This is a genomic window from Stenotrophomonas sp. VV52 (assembly GCF_002893095.1).
Lineage (GTDB): Bacteria > Pseudomonadota > Gammaproteobacteria > Xanthomonadales > Xanthomonadaceae > Stenotrophomonas > Stenotrophomonas aracearum.
In genome coordinates this window covers 261,998-283,525 of record NZ_PKQQ01000006.1, presented here as the reverse complement: position 1 = coordinate 283,525, position 21,528 = coordinate 261,998, and the positions used below count along the sequence as shown (strand labels likewise).

General features: G+C 66.2%; 23 protein-coding genes. 12 read left to right on the top strand and 11 right to left on the bottom strand.

Annotation, left to right across the window (positions count from 1 at the left end; translation table 11 throughout):
* Positions 1-127 precede the first annotated feature (127 nt).
* From C2U58_RS12330 to C2U58_RS12320, 3 genes are all read left to right on the top strand, one after another.
* Complete coding sequence (locus C2U58_RS12330) at positions 128-1,630, top strand: oligopeptide:H+ symporter (RefSeq protein ID WP_102946113.1); 1,503 nt, start codon at positions 128-130, stop codon at positions 1,628-1,630.
* 8 nt (positions 1,631-1,638) lie between these two features.
* The gene (locus tag C2U58_RS12325; RefSeq protein ID WP_102946112.1) at positions 1,639-2,244 is read left to right on the top strand and encodes a thioredoxin family protein; all 606 of its coding nucleotides are present in this window, start codon (positions 1,639-1,641) and stop codon (positions 2,242-2,244) included.
* A 172-nt stretch (positions 2,245-2,416) separates the two neighbouring features.
* On the top strand, positions 2,417-3,550 hold the full coding sequence (locus C2U58_RS12320; RefSeq protein WP_102946111.1) for a hypothetical protein: 1,134 nt from the start codon (positions 2,417-2,419) through the stop codon (positions 3,548-3,550).
* Here C2U58_RS12320 and C2U58_RS12315 read toward each other — a convergent pair.
* Positions 3,547-4,038, bottom strand: coding sequence for a MarR family winged helix-turn-helix transcriptional regulator (locus C2U58_RS12315; protein ID WP_070207418.1), 492 nt, complete (start codon positions 4,036-4,038; stop codon positions 3,547-3,549). The genes C2U58_RS12320 and C2U58_RS12315 overlap by 4 nt on opposite strands.
* 128 nt (positions 4,039-4,166) lie before the next feature.
* Here C2U58_RS12315 and hppD point away from each other — a divergent pair, with 128 nt between their 5' ends.
* Positions 4,167-5,282, top strand: a complete 1,116-nt coding sequence (gene hppD / locus C2U58_RS12310) for a 4-hydroxyphenylpyruvate dioxygenase (protein WP_172448135.1) — start codon at positions 4,167-4,169, stop codon at positions 5,280-5,282.
* A gap of 15 nt (positions 5,283-5,297) precedes the next feature.
* Positions 5,298-6,599: a homogentisate 1,2-dioxygenase gene (hmgA, locus tag C2U58_RS12305; RefSeq protein WP_102946110.1), complete on the top strand. Its 1,302-nt coding sequence runs from the start codon at positions 5,298-5,300 to the stop codon at positions 6,597-6,599.
* Positions 6,600-6,612: 13 nt separating this feature from the next.
* Here the strand turns inward: hmgA and C2U58_RS12300 are convergent, their stop codons facing one another.
* Positions 6,613-7,161 carry a hypothetical protein gene (locus C2U58_RS12300; RefSeq protein ID WP_102946109.1) on the bottom strand — a complete coding sequence of 183 codons (549 nt, stop codon included), beginning with the start codon at positions 7,159-7,161 and terminating at the stop codon, positions 6,613-6,615.
* A gap of 133 nt (positions 7,162-7,294) precedes the next feature.
* On the opposite strand from C2U58_RS12300, the gene C2U58_RS12295 reads away from it, so the two are divergent.
* Both C2U58_RS12295 and C2U58_RS12290 read left to right on the top strand, forming a co-directional pair.
* On the top strand, positions 7,295-7,906 hold the full coding sequence (locus C2U58_RS12295) for a hypothetical protein (protein WP_102946108.1): 612 nt from the start codon (positions 7,295-7,297) through the stop codon (positions 7,904-7,906).
* A 30-nt stretch (positions 7,907-7,936) separates the two neighbouring features.
* Positions 7,937-8,887, top strand: a complete 951-nt coding sequence (locus tag C2U58_RS12290; RefSeq protein WP_102946107.1) for a sodium:calcium antiporter — start codon at positions 7,937-7,939, stop codon at positions 8,885-8,887.
* A gap of 154 nt (positions 8,888-9,041) precedes the next feature.
* On the opposite strand, the gene C2U58_RS12285 is transcribed toward C2U58_RS12290, so the two are convergent.
* The 8 genes from C2U58_RS12285 to C2U58_RS12250 form a co-directional block, all read right to left on the bottom strand.
* Positions 9,042-9,482 (bottom strand): Na+/H+ antiporter subunit G, encoded by a 441-nt coding sequence (locus C2U58_RS12285; protein ID WP_253256725.1) that lies wholly within the window; start codon positions 9,480-9,482, stop codon positions 9,042-9,044.
* Positions 9,479-9,763 carry a K+/H+ antiporter subunit F gene (locus tag C2U58_RS12280; protein WP_070207425.1) on the bottom strand — a complete coding sequence of 95 codons (285 nt, stop codon included), beginning with the start codon at positions 9,761-9,763 and terminating at the stop codon, positions 9,479-9,481. Before C2U58_RS12280 ends, C2U58_RS12285 begins: the two co-directional genes overlap by 4 nt.
* A complete protein-coding gene (locus C2U58_RS12275; protein WP_102946106.1) occupies positions 9,760-10,263 on the bottom strand; it encodes a Na+/H+ antiporter subunit E in 504 nt (167 codons plus the stop codon). Before C2U58_RS12275 ends, C2U58_RS12280 begins: the two co-directional genes overlap by 4 nt.
* Positions 10,260-11,795 carry a monovalent cation/H+ antiporter subunit D gene (locus C2U58_RS12270; RefSeq protein WP_102946105.1) on the bottom strand — a complete coding sequence of 512 codons (1,536 nt, stop codon included), beginning with the start codon at positions 11,793-11,795 and terminating at the stop codon, positions 10,260-10,262. Before C2U58_RS12270 ends, C2U58_RS12275 begins: the two co-directional genes overlap by 4 nt.
* Complete coding sequence (locus C2U58_RS12265; RefSeq protein ID WP_102946104.1) at positions 11,792-12,178, bottom strand: Na+/H+ antiporter subunit C; 387 nt, start codon at positions 12,176-12,178, stop codon at positions 11,792-11,794. The genes C2U58_RS12270 and C2U58_RS12265 overlap by 4 nt, the downstream gene beginning before the upstream one ends.
* Positions 12,178-15,006, bottom strand: coding sequence for a monovalent cation/H+ antiporter subunit A (locus C2U58_RS12260; protein ID WP_102946103.1), 2,829 nt, complete (start codon positions 15,004-15,006; stop codon positions 12,178-12,180). The genes C2U58_RS12265 and C2U58_RS12260 overlap by 1 nt, the downstream gene beginning before the upstream one ends.
* Positions 15,007-15,374: 368 nt before the next feature.
* Positions 15,375-15,860 carry an Mpo1-like protein gene (locus tag C2U58_RS12255; protein WP_102946102.1) on the bottom strand — a complete coding sequence of 162 codons (486 nt, stop codon included), beginning with the start codon at positions 15,858-15,860 and terminating at the stop codon, positions 15,375-15,377.
* A gap of 9 nt (positions 15,861-15,869) precedes the next feature.
* Entirely contained in the window at positions 15,870-16,796 is a 927-nt protein-coding gene (locus tag C2U58_RS12250; RefSeq protein ID WP_172448134.1) for a phosphoribosylaminoimidazolesuccinocarboxamide synthase, read from the bottom strand.
* Positions 16,797-16,939: 143 nt separating this feature from the next.
* Here C2U58_RS12250 and C2U58_RS12245 point away from each other — a divergent pair, with 143 nt between their 5' ends.
* The 5 genes from C2U58_RS12245 to yegS all read left to right on the top strand — a co-directional run bounded on the left by C2U58_RS12245 (position 16,940) and on the right by yegS (position 20,520).
* On the top strand, positions 16,940-17,269 hold the full coding sequence (locus C2U58_RS12245; protein ID WP_070207432.1) for a DnaJ domain-containing protein: 330 nt from the start codon (positions 16,940-16,942) through the stop codon (positions 17,267-17,269).
* 41 nt (positions 17,270-17,310) lie between these two features.
* A complete protein-coding gene (gene rpe / locus C2U58_RS12240) occupies positions 17,311-17,988 on the top strand; it encodes a ribulose-phosphate 3-epimerase (protein WP_102946100.1) in 678 nt (225 codons plus the stop codon).
* Between the two features lie 2 nt (positions 17,989-17,990).
* Complete coding sequence (locus tag C2U58_RS12235; protein WP_102946099.1) at positions 17,991-18,482, top strand: GNAT family N-acetyltransferase; 492 nt, start codon at positions 17,991-17,993, stop codon at positions 18,480-18,482.
* Between the two features lie 249 nt (positions 18,483-18,731).
* Positions 18,732-19,463 (top strand): NYN domain-containing protein, encoded by a 732-nt coding sequence (locus C2U58_RS12230; protein ID WP_102946098.1) that lies wholly within the window; start codon positions 18,732-18,734, stop codon positions 19,461-19,463.
* Positions 19,464-19,593: 130 nt separating this feature from the next.
* Positions 19,594-20,520 (top strand): lipid kinase YegS, encoded by a 927-nt coding sequence (gene yegS, locus C2U58_RS12225; protein ID WP_102946097.1) that lies wholly within the window; start codon positions 19,594-19,596, stop codon positions 20,518-20,520.
* Positions 20,521-20,556: 36 nt separating this feature from the next.
* Here the strand turns inward: yegS and C2U58_RS12220 are convergent, their stop codons facing one another.
* Positions 20,557-21,426: an ankyrin repeat domain-containing protein gene (locus C2U58_RS12220; RefSeq protein WP_253256724.1), complete on the bottom strand. Its 870-nt coding sequence runs from the start codon at positions 21,424-21,426 to the stop codon at positions 20,557-20,559.
* Between the last annotated feature and the right edge of the window lie 102 nt (positions 21,427-21,528).

Below are 21,528 nucleotides of genomic sequence, written 5' to 3'. Positions count from 1 at the left end.
TTCAGCAACCTTGCCGGCAGTTGCACGGATTGGTGTGTATTTGACGTGAACGCCGTTGTTCTGGGATTCTCCCGCGCTGTTTCGCACATCGGACGTGCATGTCTTCCACCGAACCCAGGAATCCCGCATGAGCGTAGACGCCGCCGCGAAATCCGTTCCCGAACCGGCGTTGCCGGAGTTCAAGACCACGATGGGCCATCCGCGCCCGCTGTGGATGCTGTTCATGACCGAGTTCTGGGAGCGCTTCGCGTTCTACGGGATCCGCTGGGCGCTGGTGCTGTACATCGTGGCCCAGTTCTTCGGTGGCGACTCGGCCGGGCAGGCCGCAGCCAGCCGCACCTACGGCGCCTACCTGGCCCTGGTCTACGCCGCCGCGATCTTCGGTGGCTACGTGGCCGACCGCGTGCTGGGCTACCAGCGTTCGATCCTGACCGGCGCGGTGATCATGGCGGCCGGTCTGTTCATGGTCGCCATGCCGAACAAGGAAGTGTTCGAGCTGGGCCTGGCCACGATCATCATCGGCAATGGCCTGTTCAAGCCGAACATCTCCACCATGGTCGGCAAGCTGTACGGCCTGAAGGATGAGCGCCGCGACTCGGGCTTCACCATCTTCTACATGGGCATCAACATCGGCGCGATGATCGCCCCGGTGCTGACCCAGTACCTGGCCGAAAAGGTCTTCGGTACCGAAGCGATGCCGTCCTACAAGATGGTGTTCATCGCATCCGGCATCGGCATGCTGCTCAGCCTGGTGTGGTTCTACATCGGCCGCGCCGGCCTCAAGGGCATCGGTGCACCGCCGGCCGGTGGCGAAGGCATGGGCCGGGTGGTGATGGTGTTCGTCGGTTCGCTGGTCGCCATTCCGGTGGCCTACTTCCTGCTCTCCACCGGTGCCACCGCGCTGGCCTGGATCCTCGGCATCATGTTCGTGGCGCTCGGTGCGCTGCTGCTGGTGGAAGGCATCCGCGAAGGCAAGGTGCAGCGCGACCGCGTCATCGCGATGCTGATCATCTTCACGTTCAACGTGATGTTCTGGATGTTCTTCGAACAGGCCGGCAGCTCCTTCACCTTCCTGGCCGACAACATCGTCAACCGCAACCTGGGTGGCTGGACCTTCCCGACCGCGTGGTTCCAGTCGGTGAACTCGGTGGCCATCATCGCGCTGGCCCCGATCATCGCCTGGATCTGGATCAAGCTTGGCCGTGCCAATCCGTCCATTCCGCGCAAGTTCGGCCTGGGCCTGCTGTTCAACGGCGCGGCGTTCGCGCTGCTGATGCTGGCCCTGTCCAGCATGGTGGTGGACGGCAAGATCCCGTTCTGGACGCTGTTCATGGTCTACGTGATCCAGTCCGTGGGTGAGCTGTGCCTGTCGCCGATCGGCCTGTCGATGGTGACCAAGCTGGCACCGGTGCGCCTGGTCGGTTTCGGCATGGGTGGCTGGTTCCTGTCCACCGGCATCGGCAACAACCTGTCGGGCATCTTCGCCGGAGTGGTGAGCGGCGAAGGCGGCATGACCGTCGAGTCGGCGCTGAAGGGCTACACCTTCGGCTTCTGGGCGTTGATCGGTTCGGGCGTGGTGCTGTTCCTGATCGCCCCGCTGATCAACAAGCTGATGCACGGCGTCAAGTGAGGTCTGCGATGCGCATGTCCGCTGTGGGTGCTTCGTTGATCGTGGCCGGCCTGCTGGCCGCCTGTTCGCCGTCGGCGCCCACCGCCGCACCTGCGCAGCCGCTGGACACCACCGAGCAGAAGCCGCCGGTGGCCGATCCCAGCCAACCGGTGGCCTCGGGCAACACGCCGGCCGCCGCGGACGTCGCTGCGGTGGCCGCGCTCAACGCGCAGTTCGACCCGGCCCGCGACCCGGTGGCCGACCTGGCCACGGCCAAGGTCGAAGCGCAGCGCGGTGGGAAACGGATCGTGCTGGACGTGGGCGGGGAGTGGTGCTCGTGGTGCCACCTGCTGGACGCGTTCGTCGAGGGCGATGCGGAGATCCGCAGCTTCCGCGACGCCAACTACGTCTGGATGAAGGTGAACTACAGCGAGGACAACGAGAACGCCGCGTTCCTGTCGCAGTACCCGCAGATCAAGGGCTACCCGCACCTGTTCGTGCTGGACGCGCAGGGCACGCTGCTGCACTCGCAGTTCACCGGCGAGCTGGAAGCCGACAAGGGCCAGCCGAAGGGCTACAACCGCGACAAGTTCGTGGCCTTCATGAAGGACTGGGCGCCGCCACAGGCGCCCTGATGCAAACCAGGAAAATGCCGCGACCATCGCGGCATTTTTTTTTCGATGGTTCCGATGAACCGGCTTTCCGGTAGTGCCGGCCGCTGGCCGGCTCCTGGGAACGCCTGGTTGCGCGAGGAGCCGGCCGGCGGCCGGCACTACAGTTCCTGGATGTGGCGCCGCTAATGAACGCATGCAGCCTGCCTCCAGCGACAGCACTTCACACACCGCCCTCGAGGCACCGGGCGGCGTGAGCCTGCCGCCGGCGGAGGTGTTGCTGGACGACCACTCCGCGCACGCTGGCGATGCCGACACGCCTGACCCGGGTGCAACGCTGTACCGCCTGCCGCTGGTATCGGTTCCGGACAACGTGCTGCTCAAGGCCGCCGTGCAGAAGCTGGTGGAGCAGAAGGCGCAACTGGACGCACTGGCGCGCAACCCGGCGCTGGCCGGCCTGCTGCCGAGCGAATGGCAGGGCAGCGGCGCCCGCGGCGTCGACCTGCAGGCCTTCGTGCTCTCGGTGCTGCCCTACCTGCACAACGCGACCAAAGCCGAAACCGCGCCGGCGCGGCTGCCGCTCAGGCACGTGCTGGGCGACAGCGGCCGTTGGAACCACGCCGATGTGGCGGAACCGAAATCGCTGGCGTTCTTCCTCGCCAGCGACGACCGCGCCGGCGCCGGGGTGAAAGACCCGGCCGAAGCGTACCTGGTGGCGCCGCTGGGCCTGGCCTGGGCGCAGGAAGGGCGTACCCGCCCCGGTTTCCTGCGCCAGATGGGCTACCCCAGCATGGCCGCGCGCGTGCACGTGCTGCCGTATCCCGAGCCCGGCCAGCTGGCGCTGTACAGCGTCGTGGCCCATGGCGTTGCCCAGGTGTGGTGCGTGCTGGACCGGCGCAAGCTGCGCCCGCTGCTGGCGCCGTGGCTGAGCGTGCCGCTGCTGACCGCCTACGGCGTGGGAGCACCCACGTCCTGGCCGGCGTCGTACCCGGCCATCGATGAGGTGGCACGGGCGCTGGCCACCGCACGCACCGGCAAGGGCCCGGTGGAAGTGGACCTGCCCAAGGTGGTGGCCAAACTGGCCGAAGACGCATCGGGCGAAACCTGGATGCCGGTCAGCCTGCTCCAGGTGGGAACCTGGGCGCCGCGCTGGCGTTACTTCCTGGCCACCTTCATTGCGCTGCCGGCCGCGCTGCTGGTGATCGCCGCGCTGGCGTTGCCGGGCGCGCTGGAAGCGGCGGCGGTGGCGGCCTCACTGGGCCTGGCCGCCGGTGCGATCGGTGCGCTGGCTGCGCCGTGGGTGCATGCGCGGCGGAAGCATCTGAGCTAGCCCTCGTCCATCCGCTGGAGGCCGTCGCCGGCCAGGCGCAGGATCAGCTTTTCCAGCATCTGCTCCTCTTCCTCGCTGAGCACCGACATCAGCTTGCGGGTGATCTCGATCACCAGCGGGGCGATGGTCTCGTACACCTCGAAACCGGCTGCAGACAGCGCCAGCACCGAGCGGCGGCGGTCGTCGCCATGGGTTTCACGCTTGATGAAGCCGCGTTCGAGCAGTCTGGCCACGGCCCGGCTGACCGCCACCTTGTCCATCGCGGTGCGGTCGGAGACCTCGCTGGCCGACGAGCCCGGGTACAGCGCCAGGATCGTGATCACCCGCCATTCGGGAATCGCCAGGCCGTACCGGTCCCCATACAGCTTGGCGATGTTGCCGCTGACCCGGTTGGACAGGACGCTCAGCCGGTAGGGCAGGAACTGCTCGAGGTCGAGCAGGGCGTGCGAGGCACGGATGCTGTGGCTGCTGGGATCGGCTGGGCTCATGCTGCGGTGCACCTTGATGGTGGTTTCATGTGAAACTATAACCTTGTTTCCGGATTCCGCATTCTCGCGGGTCTGCCTTCCGCCCGCACCTGGTTTTTTCCGGGGGTGGGCCGCTTCGGAGCCCAATCATGAGCAGCCAGCCCGCAACCGCGTCGCACGCCCCCAACCCCGGCATGCAGGTCACCACCTTCGAGAACCCGATGGGCATCGACGGCTTCGAGTTCGTCGAATTCGCCGCGCCGGCCGGTCGGGGTGCCGAACTGCACGACTATTTCCGCAAGATGGGTTTCACCGCCGTGCTGCGCCACAAGCAGCGCGCCATCACCGTGTACCGCCAGGGCGACGTCAATTTCCTGGTCAATGAAGAACCCGATTCGTTCGCTTCGGACTTCGCCGACAAGCACGGTCCGTGCGCCTGCGGCTTCGCGATCCGCTTCAAGAAGCCGGGCGACGAAGTGCTGCGCCTTGCGCTGGGCAACGGCGCCGAAGTGGTCGACTTCAAGCCGGAAACCAAGGCGGTGCCGGCCCCGGTGATCAAGGGCATCGGCGACTGCATGCTGTACCTGGTGGACCGTTATGGTGCCAACGGCAGCATGTTCGACACCGACTATGCGCCGATCGAAGGCGTCGACCCGCGTCCGGTCGGCTTCGGCCTGACCTTCATCGACCACCTGACCCACAACCTGTACTTCGGCAACATGCAGCAGTGGTCGGATTACTACGAGCGCCTGTTCAACTTCCGCGAGATCCGCTACTTCGACATCAAGGGCCTCAAGACCGGCCTGGTGTCCAAGGCGATGACCGCGCCGGACGGCATCGTGCGCATTCCGCTGAATGAATCGTCCGACCCGAAGAGCCAGATCAACGAGTACCTGGACGCGTACAAGGGCGAGGGCATCCAGCACATCGCCTGCTTCACCGAGAACATCTACGACACCGTTGAAGCGATGCGCGCGCAGGGCGTGGAGTTCCTCGATACGCCGGAGACCTACTTCGACGTCATCGACATGCGCGTGCCGGGCCACGGCGAAGACGTGCCGCGCCTGGCGAAGAACAAGATCCTGATCGACGCCGATCCGGAAACCAAGCAGCGCAAGCTGCTGCAGATCTTCACCACCAACTGCATCGGCCCGATCTTCTTCGAGATCATCCAGCGCAAGGGCAATGAAGGCTTCGGCGAAGGCAACTTCACCGCGCTGTTCGAAAGCATCGAGCGCGACCAGATCAAGCGCGGCGTTCTGTAAGAAAAGGAACCGACCATGACGTCCTCCATCTCCGCACGCGGCTACCAGACCGGCTTCGGCAACGAGTTCGCCACCGAGGCGGTGGAGGGCGCGCTGCCGGTCGGCCGCAATTCGCCGCAGCGGGTCGCGCACGGGCTGTATGCCGAACAGCTGTCCGGCACCGCCTTCACCGCACCGCGCGGCAGCAACCGGCGCAGCTGGGTGTACCGGATCCGCCCGGCGGTGACCCACGGCGAGTTCCAGCCGTACGCGCAGCCGCACCTGCACAGCGACTTCGCGCACGGCGCGGTGTCGCCCAACCAGCTGCGCTGGGACCCGCTGCCGCTGCCGGCCACGCCGACCGACTTCGTCGACGGCCTGTACACCATGGGCGGCAATGGTTCGCCCGACGCGCATGGCGGGGTGGGCATCCATCTGTACGCGGCCACCGCCGACATGCAGGGTCGTTACTTCTACAACGCCGACGGCGAGCTGCTGATCGTGCCGCAGCTGGGTCGGCTGCGCCTGCTCACCGAGTTCGGCGTGATCGAGATCGAACCGCAGCAGATCGCGGTGATCCCGCGCGGCGTGCGCTTCCGCGTGGAGCTTCCGGACGGGCAGGCCCGTGGCTACGTGTGCGAGAACTTCGGCGCGCTGCTCAAGCTGCCCGACCTGGGGCCGATCGGCTCCAACGGCTTGGCCAACCCCCGCGATTTCGAAACCCCGCAGGCCGCCTTTGAAGACCTGGACGGCGACTTCGAGCTGATCGCCAAGTTCCAGGGCCAGCTGTGGCGGGCGCCCATCGACCATTCGCCGCTGGACGTGGTCGCCTGGCATGGCAACTACGCGCCGTACCGCTACGACCTGCGCCGCTTCAACACCATCGGTTCGATCAGCCACGACCATCCGGACCCGTCGATCTTCCTGGTGCTGCACTCGCCCAGTGACACGCCGGGAACCAGCAACATGGACTTCGCGATCTTCCCGCCCCGCTGGCTGGTGGCGCAGGACACGTTCCGGCCGCCGTGGTTCCACCGCAACATCGCCAGCGAGTTCATGGGCCTGATCCACGGCGCCTACGACGCAAAGGCCGAAGGCTTCGTGCCCGGTGGCGCGTCCCTGCACAACAGCATGAGCGGGCATGGACCGGACGCGGCCACGTTCGAGAAGGCGTCTGCCGCTGACCTCAGCAAGCCGGACGTGATCAAGGACACCATGGCCTTCATGTTCGAAACCCGCGGCGTGATCCGTCCCACCGCGCAGGCGATGGACGCCGCGCACCGCCAGCGTGGCTACCAGCAGTGCTGGAAGGGTTTGAAGAAGAACTTCAGCGCGTGAACCGAGGCGGGCGTCAGCCCGCCACCACCCCGGCCTGTTCCAGCTGTGCCAGATGGGACTCCGGCAGCACCTCGAACAGGCGCTGGCGGACCCGCTCGCAGTAACCGGGCGAGGTCAGGCCGGGCAGGGCGTCCAGCGCGTTGTGCAGGGCCGCGATCACCTGGTCGTCGCTGCGCGACTGCTGCAGCGCATGCAGCAGTGCGGCAGCCTGCGGATGCCGCTGGAGTTCCAGGATGCCGAGCAGGTAGATGCGTGCGGCCACCATCGAGCGGCGACGCTCGGTGACCGGTGCGGCGGAGGCCGCGGGTGCGGTTGCAGCCGACGACGGGGAGGTCACCGGTACCGCTGCGGGTGCTGGTTCCGCCGGGGCGGTCGACACCAGGTAGCCGGCCTGGATCAGCTGGATCACCATCGCCGACGCCTCCGGCCCGATCATGGCGGAGAGCTGGGCCAGGTCGCGCTGGCCATCGCACAGGATCAGCAGGCGCCGTTGGCGCATGTCCAGGGGCGCGCGGTGGGCCTGCAGGGCGTCGCGGGCGAGATCGGTCTTGCGCGGTTGCATGGGCATGGGGGTCGAAGCGGTGCATGCCCAGCCTGAACGGCCGACGTGTAACTGTGATGACAGGCACGCTCTGCATGCACGGGCTGCACATTTCCCACGCTAGCCTGCGGACCACACACAGGAGGACCTGCAGATGAAACAGCTGGGAGGCGTTTTGGCGCTGGGCGTGGCGTTGGCATTGAGCGCATGCGACCGCGCTCCGGAGACCCCGTCGACCGACGCGGGTGCGGCGGTGGCCGAGCCGGCTGCGGCCGCGCCTGCGGGCACCGCGCCCGCAACCCCGGCCACGGAGCCCGCCTCGCAGGGTCCAGCGCGCCTCGACGGCTACGGTCCGCTGACCCTCGGTTCGAGCCTGGACGAGGTGCGCAGCGCATGGAAGGAGCCCCTGCAGGGGGAAGTTCCCGACGACTACTGCCACGCCCTGCGTCCCCAGGGCAGCCAGGCTGACGATGTGATCCTGATGATTGAGGGCAACCGCCTGGTCCGCTATGACGTGCGCAACGACCGGATCGCGGCGCCGGGTGGTGGCAAGGTCGGCATGTCGCTGGGCCAGCTGCAGACCCTGTACCCGGAGCGTGGCGACCTCATGCCGCACAAGTACGACGAACGCGGCCACAACTTGCGGGTGCGCCCGGTGGCCGAGGGCGGCGCGCTGGTCAACTTCGAGATCGATGGGGATGGCAAGGTTACCGCCTGGCGGGTTGGTCAGACCCCACAGGTGGACTACGTAGAGGGCTGTTCCTAGAATCGGGCCACGACACCTGGGGATCCACCGATGATCGCTGCTACCGCTTGGTTCCTGCTGGGCCTGCTGCTGCTTGCATTGGGTGGCGACTCCATCGTCAAGGCCGCCTCCGGGCTGGGCCAGCGCTTCGGCGCCTCGCCCTTCGTGGCGGGGTTGTTGCTGGTCACCTTCGGCACCTCGCTGCCGGAACTGGTGGTCAATGCACGCGCGTTCGTGGTCGGCGCCGAGGACTTGGCGCTGGGCAACGCGGTGGGCAGCAACATCGTCAACGTGGGCCTGACCCTGGCCCTGGCGGCGCTGGCTGCACCGCTGCTGGTGCGGGCACGGCTGCTGTCGCCGCTGCTGATCCTGCTGGCCGTGGCCAGCCTGGCGCTGATCGTGTTCGGCCTGGACGGGGCGATCGCGCGCTGGGAAGGCGCGGTGCTGCTGCTGGGCTTCGTTGCGCTGCTGGCTTTCGTGCTGCGTGCGGCGAAGCGCGAGTCGGAAGGGGTGCGGGAAGCGATCGCCGGTTACGCGATGACCCGCACCGGACTGGGGCTCAACCTGATCCGGGTGGTGTTCGCGGCGGTGTGCCTCTACTACGGCGCGCGCTGGATCGTCGGTGCAGCGCCGGTGATGGGCGCCAGCCTGGGCTGGTCGCCGTTGCTGGTCGGCCTGCTGCCGGTCGCCATCGGCACCGCGCTGCCGGAGGTGGCGGCAGCCATCGTGGCGGCACGCCGTGGCCAGGGCGACATGGTGCTCGGCCACGTGATCGGCTCGAGCCTGTTCAACCTGCTGGTGGTGGTAGGCGGCATGGCCGCGCTGCGCCCGCTGGCGCTGCCCGAGTCGTTCGTGAAGCTCGAGCTGCCGGCGGCCATCGCCTTCGTGCTGGTGCTGTACCCGATGTTGCGCGGCGACCTGGTGGTCAGCCGGAAGGAAGGCGGGATCCTGCTGGTGGCGTTCGTGGGGTGGGTGATTCTGGAGCTGGCGCTGCTGGCTTGATGCGTCTGGTTCGTTCCGCATCCGGAATGTTGCGGCGCCCCGTGGGACACGCATGGCGTGTCGCTACGCCGATCAGCGCAATGTGGTCGCTCCGCACGTAGCGACACGCCATGCGTGTCCAACGCGGTGCGCGATCACGCGCCTTCGCTGAAGATTAGAGCTTTTGTTCCGGGTCGGCGGTGGGATCCGTGCGCGTGGCGACGCGTTCGTCATCGTCGCGCCTCTCTGGCCCCATGCGCGGACGCGGCGGCGGCAACTGCTCCTCCTCCGCCGTCTCATTCCCCGGCAGGCTCGGGCGCTTCTCCATCATCAGCGACAGCGCCGCCTTGGCCATCATGTGCGCGCTGATCGGCGCGGTGATGAACAGGAACACGGTGATCAGCAGCTCGCGCGGCTGCGGGTCTTCGCCCAGGAAGATGTGGTACAGCACCGAGCCCAGCAGCACGCAGCCGACGCCCAACGTGCTGGCCTTGGTCGGCGCATGCAGGCGCTTGAAGAAGGTGTCCAGCTTCACCAGCCCCAGCGCACCGACCAGGATGAAGAAGCAGCCGAACAGCAGCAGCAGCGACAGCGCGACCTGGATGAAGGTGATCATTCGACGATGTCCCGGCGCAGCACGAACTTGCTCAGCACCACGGTGCTGCCGAAGCCCAGCATCGCAATCAGCAGCGCCGCTTCGAAGTACACCGCCGAGTTGAGGTACATGCCGAACAGCATCAGTTCGGCGATGGCGGTCACCGACATGGTGTCCAGTGCCAGGATCCGGTCGGGCACGGTCGGGCCGCGCAGCAGGCGCCAGGTGGCCATCAGCATGGCCAGGCCGACGATATGCATGCACACCGCCATGGTGGTCTGGATGAAAGTGAAACCGGTCATGGGAAAATCTCCATCAGCGGGGCTTCGTAACGGCGCTTGATCTCCTTGATCAGCGCGTCTGGATCTTCCAGGTGCAGCACATGCACCAGCAGATAGCGGCGATCGTCGGAAAGCGCGGCCGACACCGTGCCCGGGGTCAGGGTGATCATGCTGGTCAACGCGGCAATGCCGTGGATGTTGGCAATGTCCAGCGGCAGCCAGATGAAGCCGGGATGGATGCGACGCTCGGGTCCCAGCACCTGGATCGCCACGCGGATGTTGGAGACCAGGATGTCCCACAGCGTCACGCAGACCAGCTTGGGCAGCGGCCGCAGCGTGCCGATGCGGGCGAACTCACGGTCCAGCCGCGCGGCGAACAACGGCACCACCACGCCCAGCACCATGCCGAGCAGGATCTGGCCCAGGGTGAAGCTGTCGGACATCAGCACCCAGAACGCGGTCACCATCACGCTCAGCGACGGCGAGGGAAACACGCGACGGAAGAGGGGGCGACGGCTCATGGGTTGCGGATCTCCGGCGTGGTGGCACGCAGTTCGCCCACGTAGTCCTGCGGCGAGAGCAGCTGGGCGGCCATGGCATCGGTGTACTGCATCAACGGGTTGGCGAACACGCTCATGCCGATGCCATAGCAGAGCAGCAGGGCGGCGGCGAAGAGCTCAACGGTGCGGGTGGGGGCCTTGCGCGGCGGCGGCACGCCCTCTTCCAGCACCGGCACGCGCCAGAACAGGCGGATGCCACCGCGGGTGATGCCCACGATCACCATCAGGCTGCTGCCGAGCACGGCGGCCCAGACCACGGCGGTGTACTGCGCCGGCATGCCGGCCAGCAGCGCCGCCTTGGCCAGGAACCCGGACAGCGGCGGCAGGCCGGCCACCGACACCGCCCCGATCAGGAACAGCACCGCGGGCGTTTCCTTGCCAGGCATCGGCGCAATGATTTCCTTGCGGTCGCTGGCACCGCCACGGCGGCGACGGATCAGGTCGGCGATGAGGAACAGCGCGGCGGCGACGAAGGTGCTGTGCGGCAGGTAATAGAGACCTGCCGAGAGCACTTCAGGGGTGCGGATCGAGAAGGCGATGAACAGCGTCGCCGCCGACACCACCACCAGGTAGGAGATCAGCACGCGAAGGCGCGCAGCGGCCAGAACCCCCAGCCCACCCAGCAGCAGCGTGGCCACGCCGGCCCAGAACAGCCACTGGCTGCCGTAGCCGGCCATGGCACCGGCATCCTCGCCGAACCACAGGCTGCTGACCCGCAGCATCGCGTACAGGCCGACCTTGGTCATGATCGCAAACAGGGCAGCCACCGCCGCCGGCGCGCGCGCGTAGGCCTCGGGGAGCCACAGGTACAACGGCATCAGCGCAGCCTTGCTGCAGAACACCAGCAGCAACAGCCCCATCGTGGCCTTGGTCAGGGTCAGGTGGCTGGCCGGTACGTCGGCGATGCGCTGCGACAGCTCGGCCATGTTGAGCGAGCCCAGTGAGGCGTACAGCAGGCCCAGCGCGATCAGGAACAGGGTCGAGGCAGTGACGTTGAACACCACGTAGTGCAGGCCGATGCGCATGCGCAGGCCGCGCCCGCCGCTGAGCAGCAGGCCATACGAGGCGATCAGCATCACCTCGAAGAACACGAACAGGTTGAAGATGTCGCCGGTGAGGAACGCACCATTCAGCCCGACCAGCTGGAACTGGAACAGCGCATGGAAGTGCGGTGCGCGGCGGTCCCAGCCCGAACAGGCATGCAGCAGGCAGGGGATGGCCAGCAGCACGGTGGTCAGCAGCATCCAGCTCGACAGCCGGTCGGCCACCAGCGAAATGCCCAGGCGCGAGGGCCAGTCGCCCAGCAGGTAGACCGCGATGCTGCCGTCGGCGGTCTGCGCGAACAGCAGTCCCACGGCGGCGGCCAGCGCCGCCAGCGTGGTCCACGCGACCGTGCGCTGCACCGTCGGCCCGTAGCGGCGGTGTTCGACGAACAGTGAACACGCAGCACCGACCAGCGGAACCAGGATCGGCAGGATCACCGCATGGTTCATGCGCCACCCTCCCGGCCGGGCGCGGTATCGGGAAGCTCGGAAGCCTCATCCTCGTGCGCGTCCACATGGTCGCTGTGGTTGTCGCTGCGGCTGCGCATGGCCAGCACGATGCTCACCGCGGTCATCGCAAAGGCGATGACGATCGCGGTGAGCACCAGCGCCTGCGGCAGCGGGTCGGTGTAGTTGCCCAGGTTCGAATCCAGTCCTGCGCGAAGCACCGGCGCCTTGCCGCTGACCAACCGGCCGCCGGCGAAGATCAGCAGGTTGGTGGCATAGGACAGGAAGGTCATGCCCAGGATCACGTCGAAGCTGCGCGCGCGCAGCAGCAGGTAGATGCCGATCGCACCCAGTACGCCAATTGCACTTGCCAGGGCCAGTTCCATCAGTGGGTCTCCCCGGTGCGTGCCGAACGGCGGTTGGGATCGATCTCGCCCTTGCGCGAGTCGCGGGTACGCGAGGGCTTCACGGTGCCCATCATCGACAGGATCAGCATCGCGCCGCCGAACACCACCAGGTACACGCCGGTGTCGAAGCCGATGGCACTGGCCAGCGGCACGGTGCCGATCAGCGGCACGTCCAGGTCGATATGGCCACTGGTCAGGAACGGCACCCCGAACAGCATCGAGGCACTGCCACTGACGATGGCGATCAACAGGCCCGCGCCGATGCAGCGGATATAGTCGAAGCCGAAGCGCGACTCCACCGACGCGGTGCCCTGGATCACGTACTGGATCAGCAGCGGCACCGCCAGCACCAGGCCGGCGATGAAGCCGCCGCCAGGCGCGTTGTGGCCGCGCAGGAACAGGAAGATGGACACGGTGAGGGTCAGCGGGAACATCACCTGGGCCAGGTCGGCCGGCACCGGCAGCTGGATGGGCGGGCCGGGCATGATCTGCTCCGGCGCCATGCGCGAGCGCCGCAGCATGGCGTGCACCACCAGCGCGGCGATGCCGAACACGGTGATCTCGCCGAACGTATCGAACCCGCGGAAGTCGACCAGGATCACGTTGACCACGTTCTCGCCGTACGCCTCGGGCAGGGCGCGCGCCAGCATTTCGCCGGCCATGGTGTTGGGCGGCAGGGTCATGGCGCTGTAGGCCATGGCGGCCAGGCCGGCGCCGCCGACCACCGCGATCAGCGCGTCGCGGCGCTTGCGCCACTGCGACTTCTCCGGTGGCGACTGTGCCGGCAGGTAGTTCATGCCCAGCAACATCAGCACCAGGGTGACCATTTCCACCAGCAGCTGGGTCAACGCCAGGTCGGGCGCCGAGAGGTATACGAAGGTGAGCGAGACCATCAGCCCCGTTCCGCCCACCACCAGTACCGCCAGCAGGCGCTGCCGGTACAGGAACAACGCGCCCAGCGCGCAGGCAATCATCACCACCCACACCAGCCAGCCCAGCAGCGACAACGGCTGCGGTGACGGCCAGTTCGGCGACACCGGGTTGGCCACGAAGGGGGCGGCGGCCACGATGATCGCCACTACCACCAGTGCCATCAGCATGCGCTGCAGGCTGCCGTTGGCCAGCGTGTGCGTGAGCCAGTGGGCGAACCCGAACACCACGTCCAGCTGCTTGTGGAACAGGTTGCGGCCGGTGGCGCGGGTGATCACTGCATGCAGGTTGATCAGGCGACGCAGGCCAAAGTAGAGCGCGATGCCGCCAAGTACCCCGCCGATGCTCATCATCAGCGGCATGTTGAAGCCGTGCCAGATCGACAGGCTGTACGCCGGCATGGCCGGGCCCAGGATGGAGGAGGCCGCTGCGTGCAGTACCGGTGCCACGGTGAGGGCCGGGGCGATGCCCACGGCGACGCAGATCACCACCAGGATCTCCACCGGCACCTTCATGAAGCGCGGCGGCTCGTGCGGCACGCGGTCCAGGTCGTGCGGCCCCTTGCCGAAGAAGGTGTCGTGCACGAAGCGCAGGCTGTAGGCCACGCCGAACACGCCGGCCAGCAGCGCTGCGATGGACACGGCGATGCGCATCGGCTCCGGGCCCTGTGCGGTGATCGCCTCGGCGAACAGCATTTCCTTGGAGAGGAAGCCGTTGAGCAGGGGAATGCCGGCCATCGCCAGCGAGGCGATGATTGCCAGCGCGCTGGTGAATGGCATCAGCCGCCGCAACCCGCCGAGCTTGCGCATGTCGCGGGTGCCGGTTTCATGGTCGATGATGCCGGCGGCCATGAACAGCGAAGCCTTGAAGGTGGCGTGGTTGAGGATGTGGAACACGCCGGCCACCACCGCCATCGGCGTGGACAGGCCGAACAGCAGGGTGATCAGGCCGAGGTGGGAGATCGTCGAATAGGCCAGCAGGCCTTTCAGGTCGTGCTGGAAGATCGCGTTCCAGGCACCGATCAGCAGGGTCAGCGCGCCGATCCCGCTGACCGTATAGAAGAACAGGTCGGTGCCGGCCAGGGCCGGGTGCAGCCGCGCCAGCAGGAACACGCCGGCCTTCACCATCGTGGCCGAATGCAGGTAGGCCGACACCGGAGTCGGCGCGGCCATGGCATGCGGCAGCCAGAAGTGGAACGGGAACTGCGCGCTCTTGGTGAAGATGCCGGCCAGCACCAGGAACAGCGCGTACGGGTACAGCGGGCTGCTGCGGATCAGGTCGCCGGCGGCCAGCACCGCGTCCAGTTCGAAGCTGCCGACGATGCGCCCGATCAGCAGCACGCCACCCAGCAGCGCCAGTCCGCCGCCGCCGGTCACCACCAGCGCCATCCGCGCACCCTCGCGGGCGTCCTGGCGGTGCGACCAGAAGCCGATCAGCAGGAACGAGCTGATGCTGGTCATTTCCCAGAACACCATCAGCAGCAGCAGGTTGCCCGACAGCACCATGCCCAGCATGGCGCCCATGAACAGCAGCAGGTAGCAGTAGAACCGGTGCGCGTTGTCGCGTGGGCTCAGGTAGTAGTGGGCATACATCACCACCAGCGCGCCGATCGCCAGCACCATCCCGGCGAACATCCAGGCCAGCCCGTCCAGCCGCAGCGAGAAGGCCAGGCCGATCTGCGGCAGCCATTCCCCAAAACTGCGCACGACCCCGCCATCGAGGATGCCGGGGGTCATCGTTGCCAGCAGTGCCAGACCGCCCACGGGGGCGGCGGCGGCCATCCAGGCGGCGGTAGCGCGGGAGCTGCGGCGGAACACGGCCACGGCCACCGCCAGCAGGAAGGGCAGGGCAAGCAGCAGGAGAAGGCTGGGGTTCATGCAGGGAATGCGCGATTCACGAGCAGGCCTTTCAGTCTAACAGGCGGGGATTTGTCGCGGAAAGACTCGATTACGCCATCAATTGCAGGCAACGTGCGTGATTCATTTTATCTATCGCCACGCAGACTCCCATTCGGGTGCCTTCCATCGCGTATGGAGCGGTCCGGACATTCCGCGCAACGCGATGTCCGGCGGCCGGTCGGCCCAGCAATGACGGGGGCTGCGCGCTGCGCAACCGCGTCCCGAACATGAACGGTTCCCCCGTCCAACCGCCCTCCCACGGCCATGCTCCACCCGCCCGCGTGGAGCAGGAGTGAGCATGATTTTCGTTCAGGTTCGCGTGGCGCCGGGGGCTGCCCGGCGCATGCTCAGTACCGCCAGTCCATCCGGCGGTAGAACTTGGCCATCACCCAGGCCGGGCCGATCAGCAGATAGGTCAGGTCGGTGAGGAAGCTGGGCTTGCGCCCTTCGTACTTGTGGCCGATGAACTGCGCGATCCATGCCACCACGAACACGCCCAGCCCCAGCCAGGCCAAGTTGGCCAGGCCGATCTCGGCTTCCAGAAGCCGGCAGGTGCAGCCGGTCACGAAGAAGAACGCCAACATCCCCAGGCCCAACCGGCGTGAGAGCCGGTTGTAGAAGCACCATGCGGTGAACATCGCCACCCCTGCCCAGACCCCGTACTGGAACCAGGTGATCAACGGCGGCAGGCACCACAGCAGGGCGACCACCGACCACAGGATCGCCGGTACCGCCACCACATGGATGCGCTGGTTCAGCGTATTGCGGTGGTCAGCCGAGTAACTGGCAAAATACCGGTCGATGGGTCGCACAAGCTGGGTAGTCGTGGACATCGAGGTTCCTCAATCGACTGAAATTCCCGCCAGCCGCTGCAACGCTTCAGCGTACTTGGCGCGCGTGCGTTCGATGATCTCCGCCGGAATGCTCGGTCCCGGGGCGGTCTTGCCCCAGTCCAGGGTCTCCAGGTAATCGCGGACGAACTGCTTGTCGTAGCTCGGCGGGCTGGTGCCCACCTCGTACTCGTCGGCCGGCCAGTAGCGCGAGGAATCCGGCGTCAGCATCTCGTCCATGATGTACAGGCGGCCATCGGCATCGGTCCCGAACTCGAACTTGGTGTCGGCCAGGATGATGCCGTGTTCGCGCGCGTAATCGGCGGCGAACTTGTAGATGCGCAGGGTGGCGTCGCGCACGCGCTCGGCCAGGTCGGCGCCTACCGCTTTCACCATCGCGTCGAAGTCGATGTTCTCGTCATGGTCGCCTACGGCGGCCTTGGTCGACGGGGTGAAGATCGGCTCGGGCAGCTGTTCGGCCTGGCGCAGGCCATCGGGCAGTTCAATGCCACTGACCTTGCCGGTGCGCTGGTAGTCCTTCCAGCCGCTGCCGATCAGGTAGCCGCGGGCGATGGCTTCCACCGGCACCGGCTTGAGCTTGCGAGTCACCACCGCGCGCTTGGCATACAGGGCCGGGTCCACGCCCTCGGGCAGCACGCTGGCCACGTCGATGCCGGTCAGGTGGTTGGGCATCAGGTGCGCGGTCTTGGCGAACCAGAAGTTCGACACCTGGCAGAGCATTTCGCCCTTGCCCGGGATCGGATCTGGAAGCACCACGTCGAAGGCGGACAGACGGTCGGTGGCGACCATCAGCAGGTAGTCCCCCGGCGGGGTGCCGGCGGGCAGCCGCTCGCGTGGAATGTCGAAAACATCACGCACCTTGCCGCGATGGCGCAAGGGCAGGCCGGGGAGATCGGATTGCAACAACGTGGTCGGCACGGGCACTCCTGAGGCTTCGTCGAGACAGCTGCCCAGGGCACCCGGAGGGCCCGCAGGGACAGCGGGCGGCCTAGTGTAAAGCGGGTTGGGCCCGCTGTGACGTAAAATGAGGATCCCTTGTTGCCACGGCCGCCCCGACGACCATGCGCTGGTACGGAAAACTGCTCGGATTCATCGCCGGCGCCCTGCTTTTCAGGCCCAATCCGCTGTTCGGCGCCGTGGTCGGCCTGCTCATCGGGCATGCCTTCGATTCCGACTGGTTCCGCCTGAACAGGGAGAACCCCTACCGTGAGCTGGGGCTGACCTCCGAAGCCACTGACGCCGAGGTCGACCTGGCCTACCGCCGTCTGATGTCCCAGTACCACCCCGACAAGGTCGTGGGCGCCGCCCCCGAGCTGCGACAGCAGGCCGAACGCCGGTCGCGCCAGCTCAACGCCGCCTACGACCGCATCAAGACCCTGCGCAAGCGCTGAGCGCGCGCCCCCTCTTTTCATACGTCCTGAAGGCCCCGGCCATGTCCAACTGCATCATTGCCCCGTCCATCCTGTCCGCCAACTTCGCCCGCCTTGGCGAAGAAGTGGACAACGTGCTCGCCGCCGGCGCCGACTGGGTGCATTTCGACGTGATGGACAACCATTACGTGCCGAACCTGACCATCGGCCCGATGGTCTGCCAGGCACTGCGCAAGCACGGCGTGACCGCGCCGATCGACGTGCACCTGATGGTGGAACCGGTGGACCGCATCATTCCGGACTTCGCCGAGGCCGGTGCCACCTACATCAGCTTCCATCCCGAAGCCAGCCGACACGTGCACCGCACCATCCAGCTGATCCGCTCGCTGGGCTGCAAGCCCGGCCTGGTGCTCAATCCGGGTACGCCGGTGGACATCCTGGACTGGGTGCTGGACGACCTGGACCTGGTGCTGCTGATGTCGGTCAACCCGGGCTTCGGCGGCCAGGCCTTCATTCCCTCGGCGCTGGACAAGCTGCGCGTGGTCCGCCAGAAGATCGATGCCAGCGGCCGCGACGTGCGCCTGGAGATCGACGGTGGGGTCAAGGCCGACAACATCAGCGCGATCGCCGCCGCCGGCGCCGATGCGTTCGTGGCCGGCTCGGCCATTTTCAACGCGCCGGTCAGCTACAAGGACGTGATCGACCAGATGCGCCACAACGTCGCCAAGGCGCGGGGCTGAGCATGGGCGCGGCCGGCCTGCAGATCCGCACCGCCACTGCCGCCGATGCCGCGCTGATCCTGCGCTTCATCCGCGAACTGGCGATCTATGAGAAGGCCGAATCGTCGGTGCAGACCGACGAAGCCGGCATCGTCGCCAGCCTGTTCGGCGACGACGCCAAGGCCCGCGCGCTGGTATGCGAAGTCGATGGCACCGCCATCGGCTACGCGGTGTACTTCTACAACTATTCCACCTGGCTGGGCCGCAACGGCATCTACCTGGAAGACCTGTACGTCAGCCCGGCCCATCGCGGCAGCGGCGCCGGCAAGGCACTGCTGCAGCACATCGCCCGCATCGCCGTCGCCGAAGGCTGCGGCCGCTTTGAATGGTCGGTGCTGGACTGGAACGAACCGGCCATCAAATTCTACGAAGCGGCCGGCGCGAAGCCGCAGAGTGAATGGACGGTGTACCGGCTGGAAGGCGATGCGTTGAAGGCCTTCGCCGGAAACGGCTGAGGCGCTGCGATCACACGAACTGCTGATGCGGTTGTGGCGGACGAAAACTCAGATGGCCTGAGTAAGGGCTGCACCCTTTATAGGCACACCCAATCAGGTTTGGAATACCGATAGAGACAATCTGCTTGCCAGGCTTGGCGAGAGTCAGCAGAATCAACCGCATCCAGCCCTCCAAGTACGCCTCCCACCTCATCCAGGGACGGCCAAACCGGGGGCTTTTTCTTTCGCGAAGTGCAGGTGGGGCTGTCAATGCCAACCGCAGTCCTGACTGATGGCGGCTATTTCATCAAGCGCTTTCGTCGCATTGAGCCGCACAACTGCTACGACGCCGGGCGCGCTGCTGAGCTTGCGCATCGGTGGGCGCTAGCGCACCTGACGCCTCCGTCTGAGGAAACAAGATCGCTTTACCGCATCTTCTTCTACGACTGCCCGCCGTTGACCAAGAAGATGCACAACCCGATTTCGGGGCAATGCGTGGACTTCGCGAAGTCTGCTGAGGCCGTTTTCCGCACGGAACTTCATGATCGGTTGCGTCACATGCGAAAGGTTGCGCTGCGACTTGGCCACCTCACCGAGTTGAGCTCTTGGACAGCAAGCAGCCGAGTGCTTGAAGGGCTTTTGAAAGGACGCATGCAATTCGGTGATCTGACTGCGGAAGACCTGTATCCCAATGTCAGGCAAAAAGGTGTCGACATGCGGATCGGGATTGATATCTCGTCGCTGGCACTGAAAAGGCAGGTGCGTCAAATCGTCTTGATGGCTGGAGACGCTGATTTCATTCCAGCGGCGAAACTGGCCCGGCGGGAAGGAGTGGATTTCATCCTGGACCCAATGTGGTCTTCGACTCCGAAAGGCCTGATCGAGCATGTTGACGGAATGCGCTCGGTTTGCCCCAGGCCTGTTGGACACGCACAAGAACCTGCGCACGAAAAAAAAGACCGCACTCCTGCGAATGCGGCCCTGGGAATAGCGGGAGGCTGATCCTGCCTCCATCCATCGTCCCTGCTATGGACTTCCATTCTCCGGGTGGTCAGTGACCGTTTGATGACGTTCACCGGGCCTGACGCATCCCCCTGATAGCCTGCGCCCCCCCCTACCGTGGAAGTGCTGTATGCGTGGTCTTCGCTGGCGTTTGATCCTCAATGGCAAGTCGACCGGCAACCAGGAGGTGCGCGAGGCGGTGCATGCGCTGCGCGAGCAGGGGGTGACCCTGGAAGTCCGGGTGACCTGGGAGGATGGCGATGCCGAGCGGTACGTGGCCGAAGCCATCGAGCACGGGGTGGATACGATCATTGCTGCCGGGGGCGACGGTACCCTGAGCGAGGTGGCGGAGACTCTGGCGCACCGCGATGAAACGGCCGACGCCCTGCCTTCGCTGGGACTGGTGCCGCTGGGCACCGCCAACGACTTCGCCACAGCCGCCGGGATCCCCGACGAGCCGCTGCAGGCCCTGCAGATGATCCTGGCCCAAGCCGCCCGACCGCTGGACCTGCTGCGCATCGATGCCGAGGGCGATCTGTGGTGGTGCGCCAACGTGGCCAGTGGCGGCTTCGGCACCGAGGTGACGGTGGAAACCGACGAAGGTCTGAAGAAGGTGTTGGGTGGCCTGGCCTACCTGGTTACCGGCATCTCCCGGCTTGGCCGGATCGAGCCGATCCGTGCACGGCTGCGCACGCCGGACTTCAGCTGGGAAGGGGGCTTCATCGCACTGGGAATCGGCAACGGCCGCCAGGCCGGCGGCGGGCAGGTGCTGTGCCCGGAGGCGCTGGTCGACGATGGTCTGCTGGATATCACGGTCATTCCAGAGCTCAGTGGCGAAGTCGCGTCCACACTTGCCGCGCTGGTACGCGGCGGCAAGCAGGGTGCATTGGAGCAGGTGGCCGAACGCACCCGTGCGCCGTGGGTGGAGATCGACGCCGACGAACCGATGACACTCAATCTGGACGGCGAGCCGGTAAAGGCACGTCGCTTCCGCATCGACTGCGTCGCATCGCGCCTGCGCATGCACCTGCCGCTGGACAGCACGCTCCTGGCGTAGAGCCGGGCTCTGCCCGGCTGTTTTGCCCGGCTGCTCTCACAACAACGGCACATCCTCTTCCCGCGACGGAAAACCGAACGCCTCCCGCTTTTTCCTGATGTGCTCAGGCATCGGCGGACGCGGAATGCCCCGTGCAACCAGCCATGCCTGAGACTTCTTCTGCCACGGCAGAAGGTCGGGCGTCGTGATTTCCCAGTAGATGTCTTCCACCATCAGCTGGCGCGAAGGAGCGCTTGACCCTGCCGGCGGGCGCGACGCCAAGGTGGGATCGGCGCCGTGCTCAAGCAACCAATACGCGGAATCGAAGCCACCCCGACCGGTGTACCAGCTCAGGACCGTGTCATCGCCCTTGCGGAGGTTGGACTCGTTGATGTTTGCCCCGTGCGCAATCAATGTCTGGATGTTCTTCCACTGATTGCCACTGAGGAACGCTTGGAGCATCAACGTTTCATTGGCAGAATTCCGCGTGTTCGGATCGCCGCCATGCTCGAGCAGCAGCTCGAGGAAGCGCGGGTCGTCCATTTTGGCCGCATAGACCATCGCGTTGTTGAAGCGGATCTCCCGGCCGTTCATCTGCTTCACTTCGCGGGCATTGGGATCTGCGCCGTTGACCAGCAGTGCGCGCAAACCATCCAGGTTTCGTGCACGTAGTGGCCAGGCCACGAGCGGGATGCCGTCCCTGCGTGCGAAGGTCCTGTCAGGATCAACGCCCTCCTCCTTGATCAGTCGCATGATCGCGTCTTCATCGCCGTTCTCGGTCGCCACGGCAAGCTGCAGCGCTTTTCCTTCGAAGTAATCCGCAGCCCCATGTGAAGAGGAAGCGGCGCATCCATTGACCAGAAAAAGTGTGAGCCAAGCCGCACTTATGAGGCCTTTTGTCATCATGTTGTGAAGACTGACGCGCATGATCATCCTGATGTTGAAGCCCCTGAAAGGGTGACATTAGCAAAGTGTTCTGCTATTCGATAAGCAGCGCGGCTCGGGGGGATCGCGCGCCTTCACTGTGCA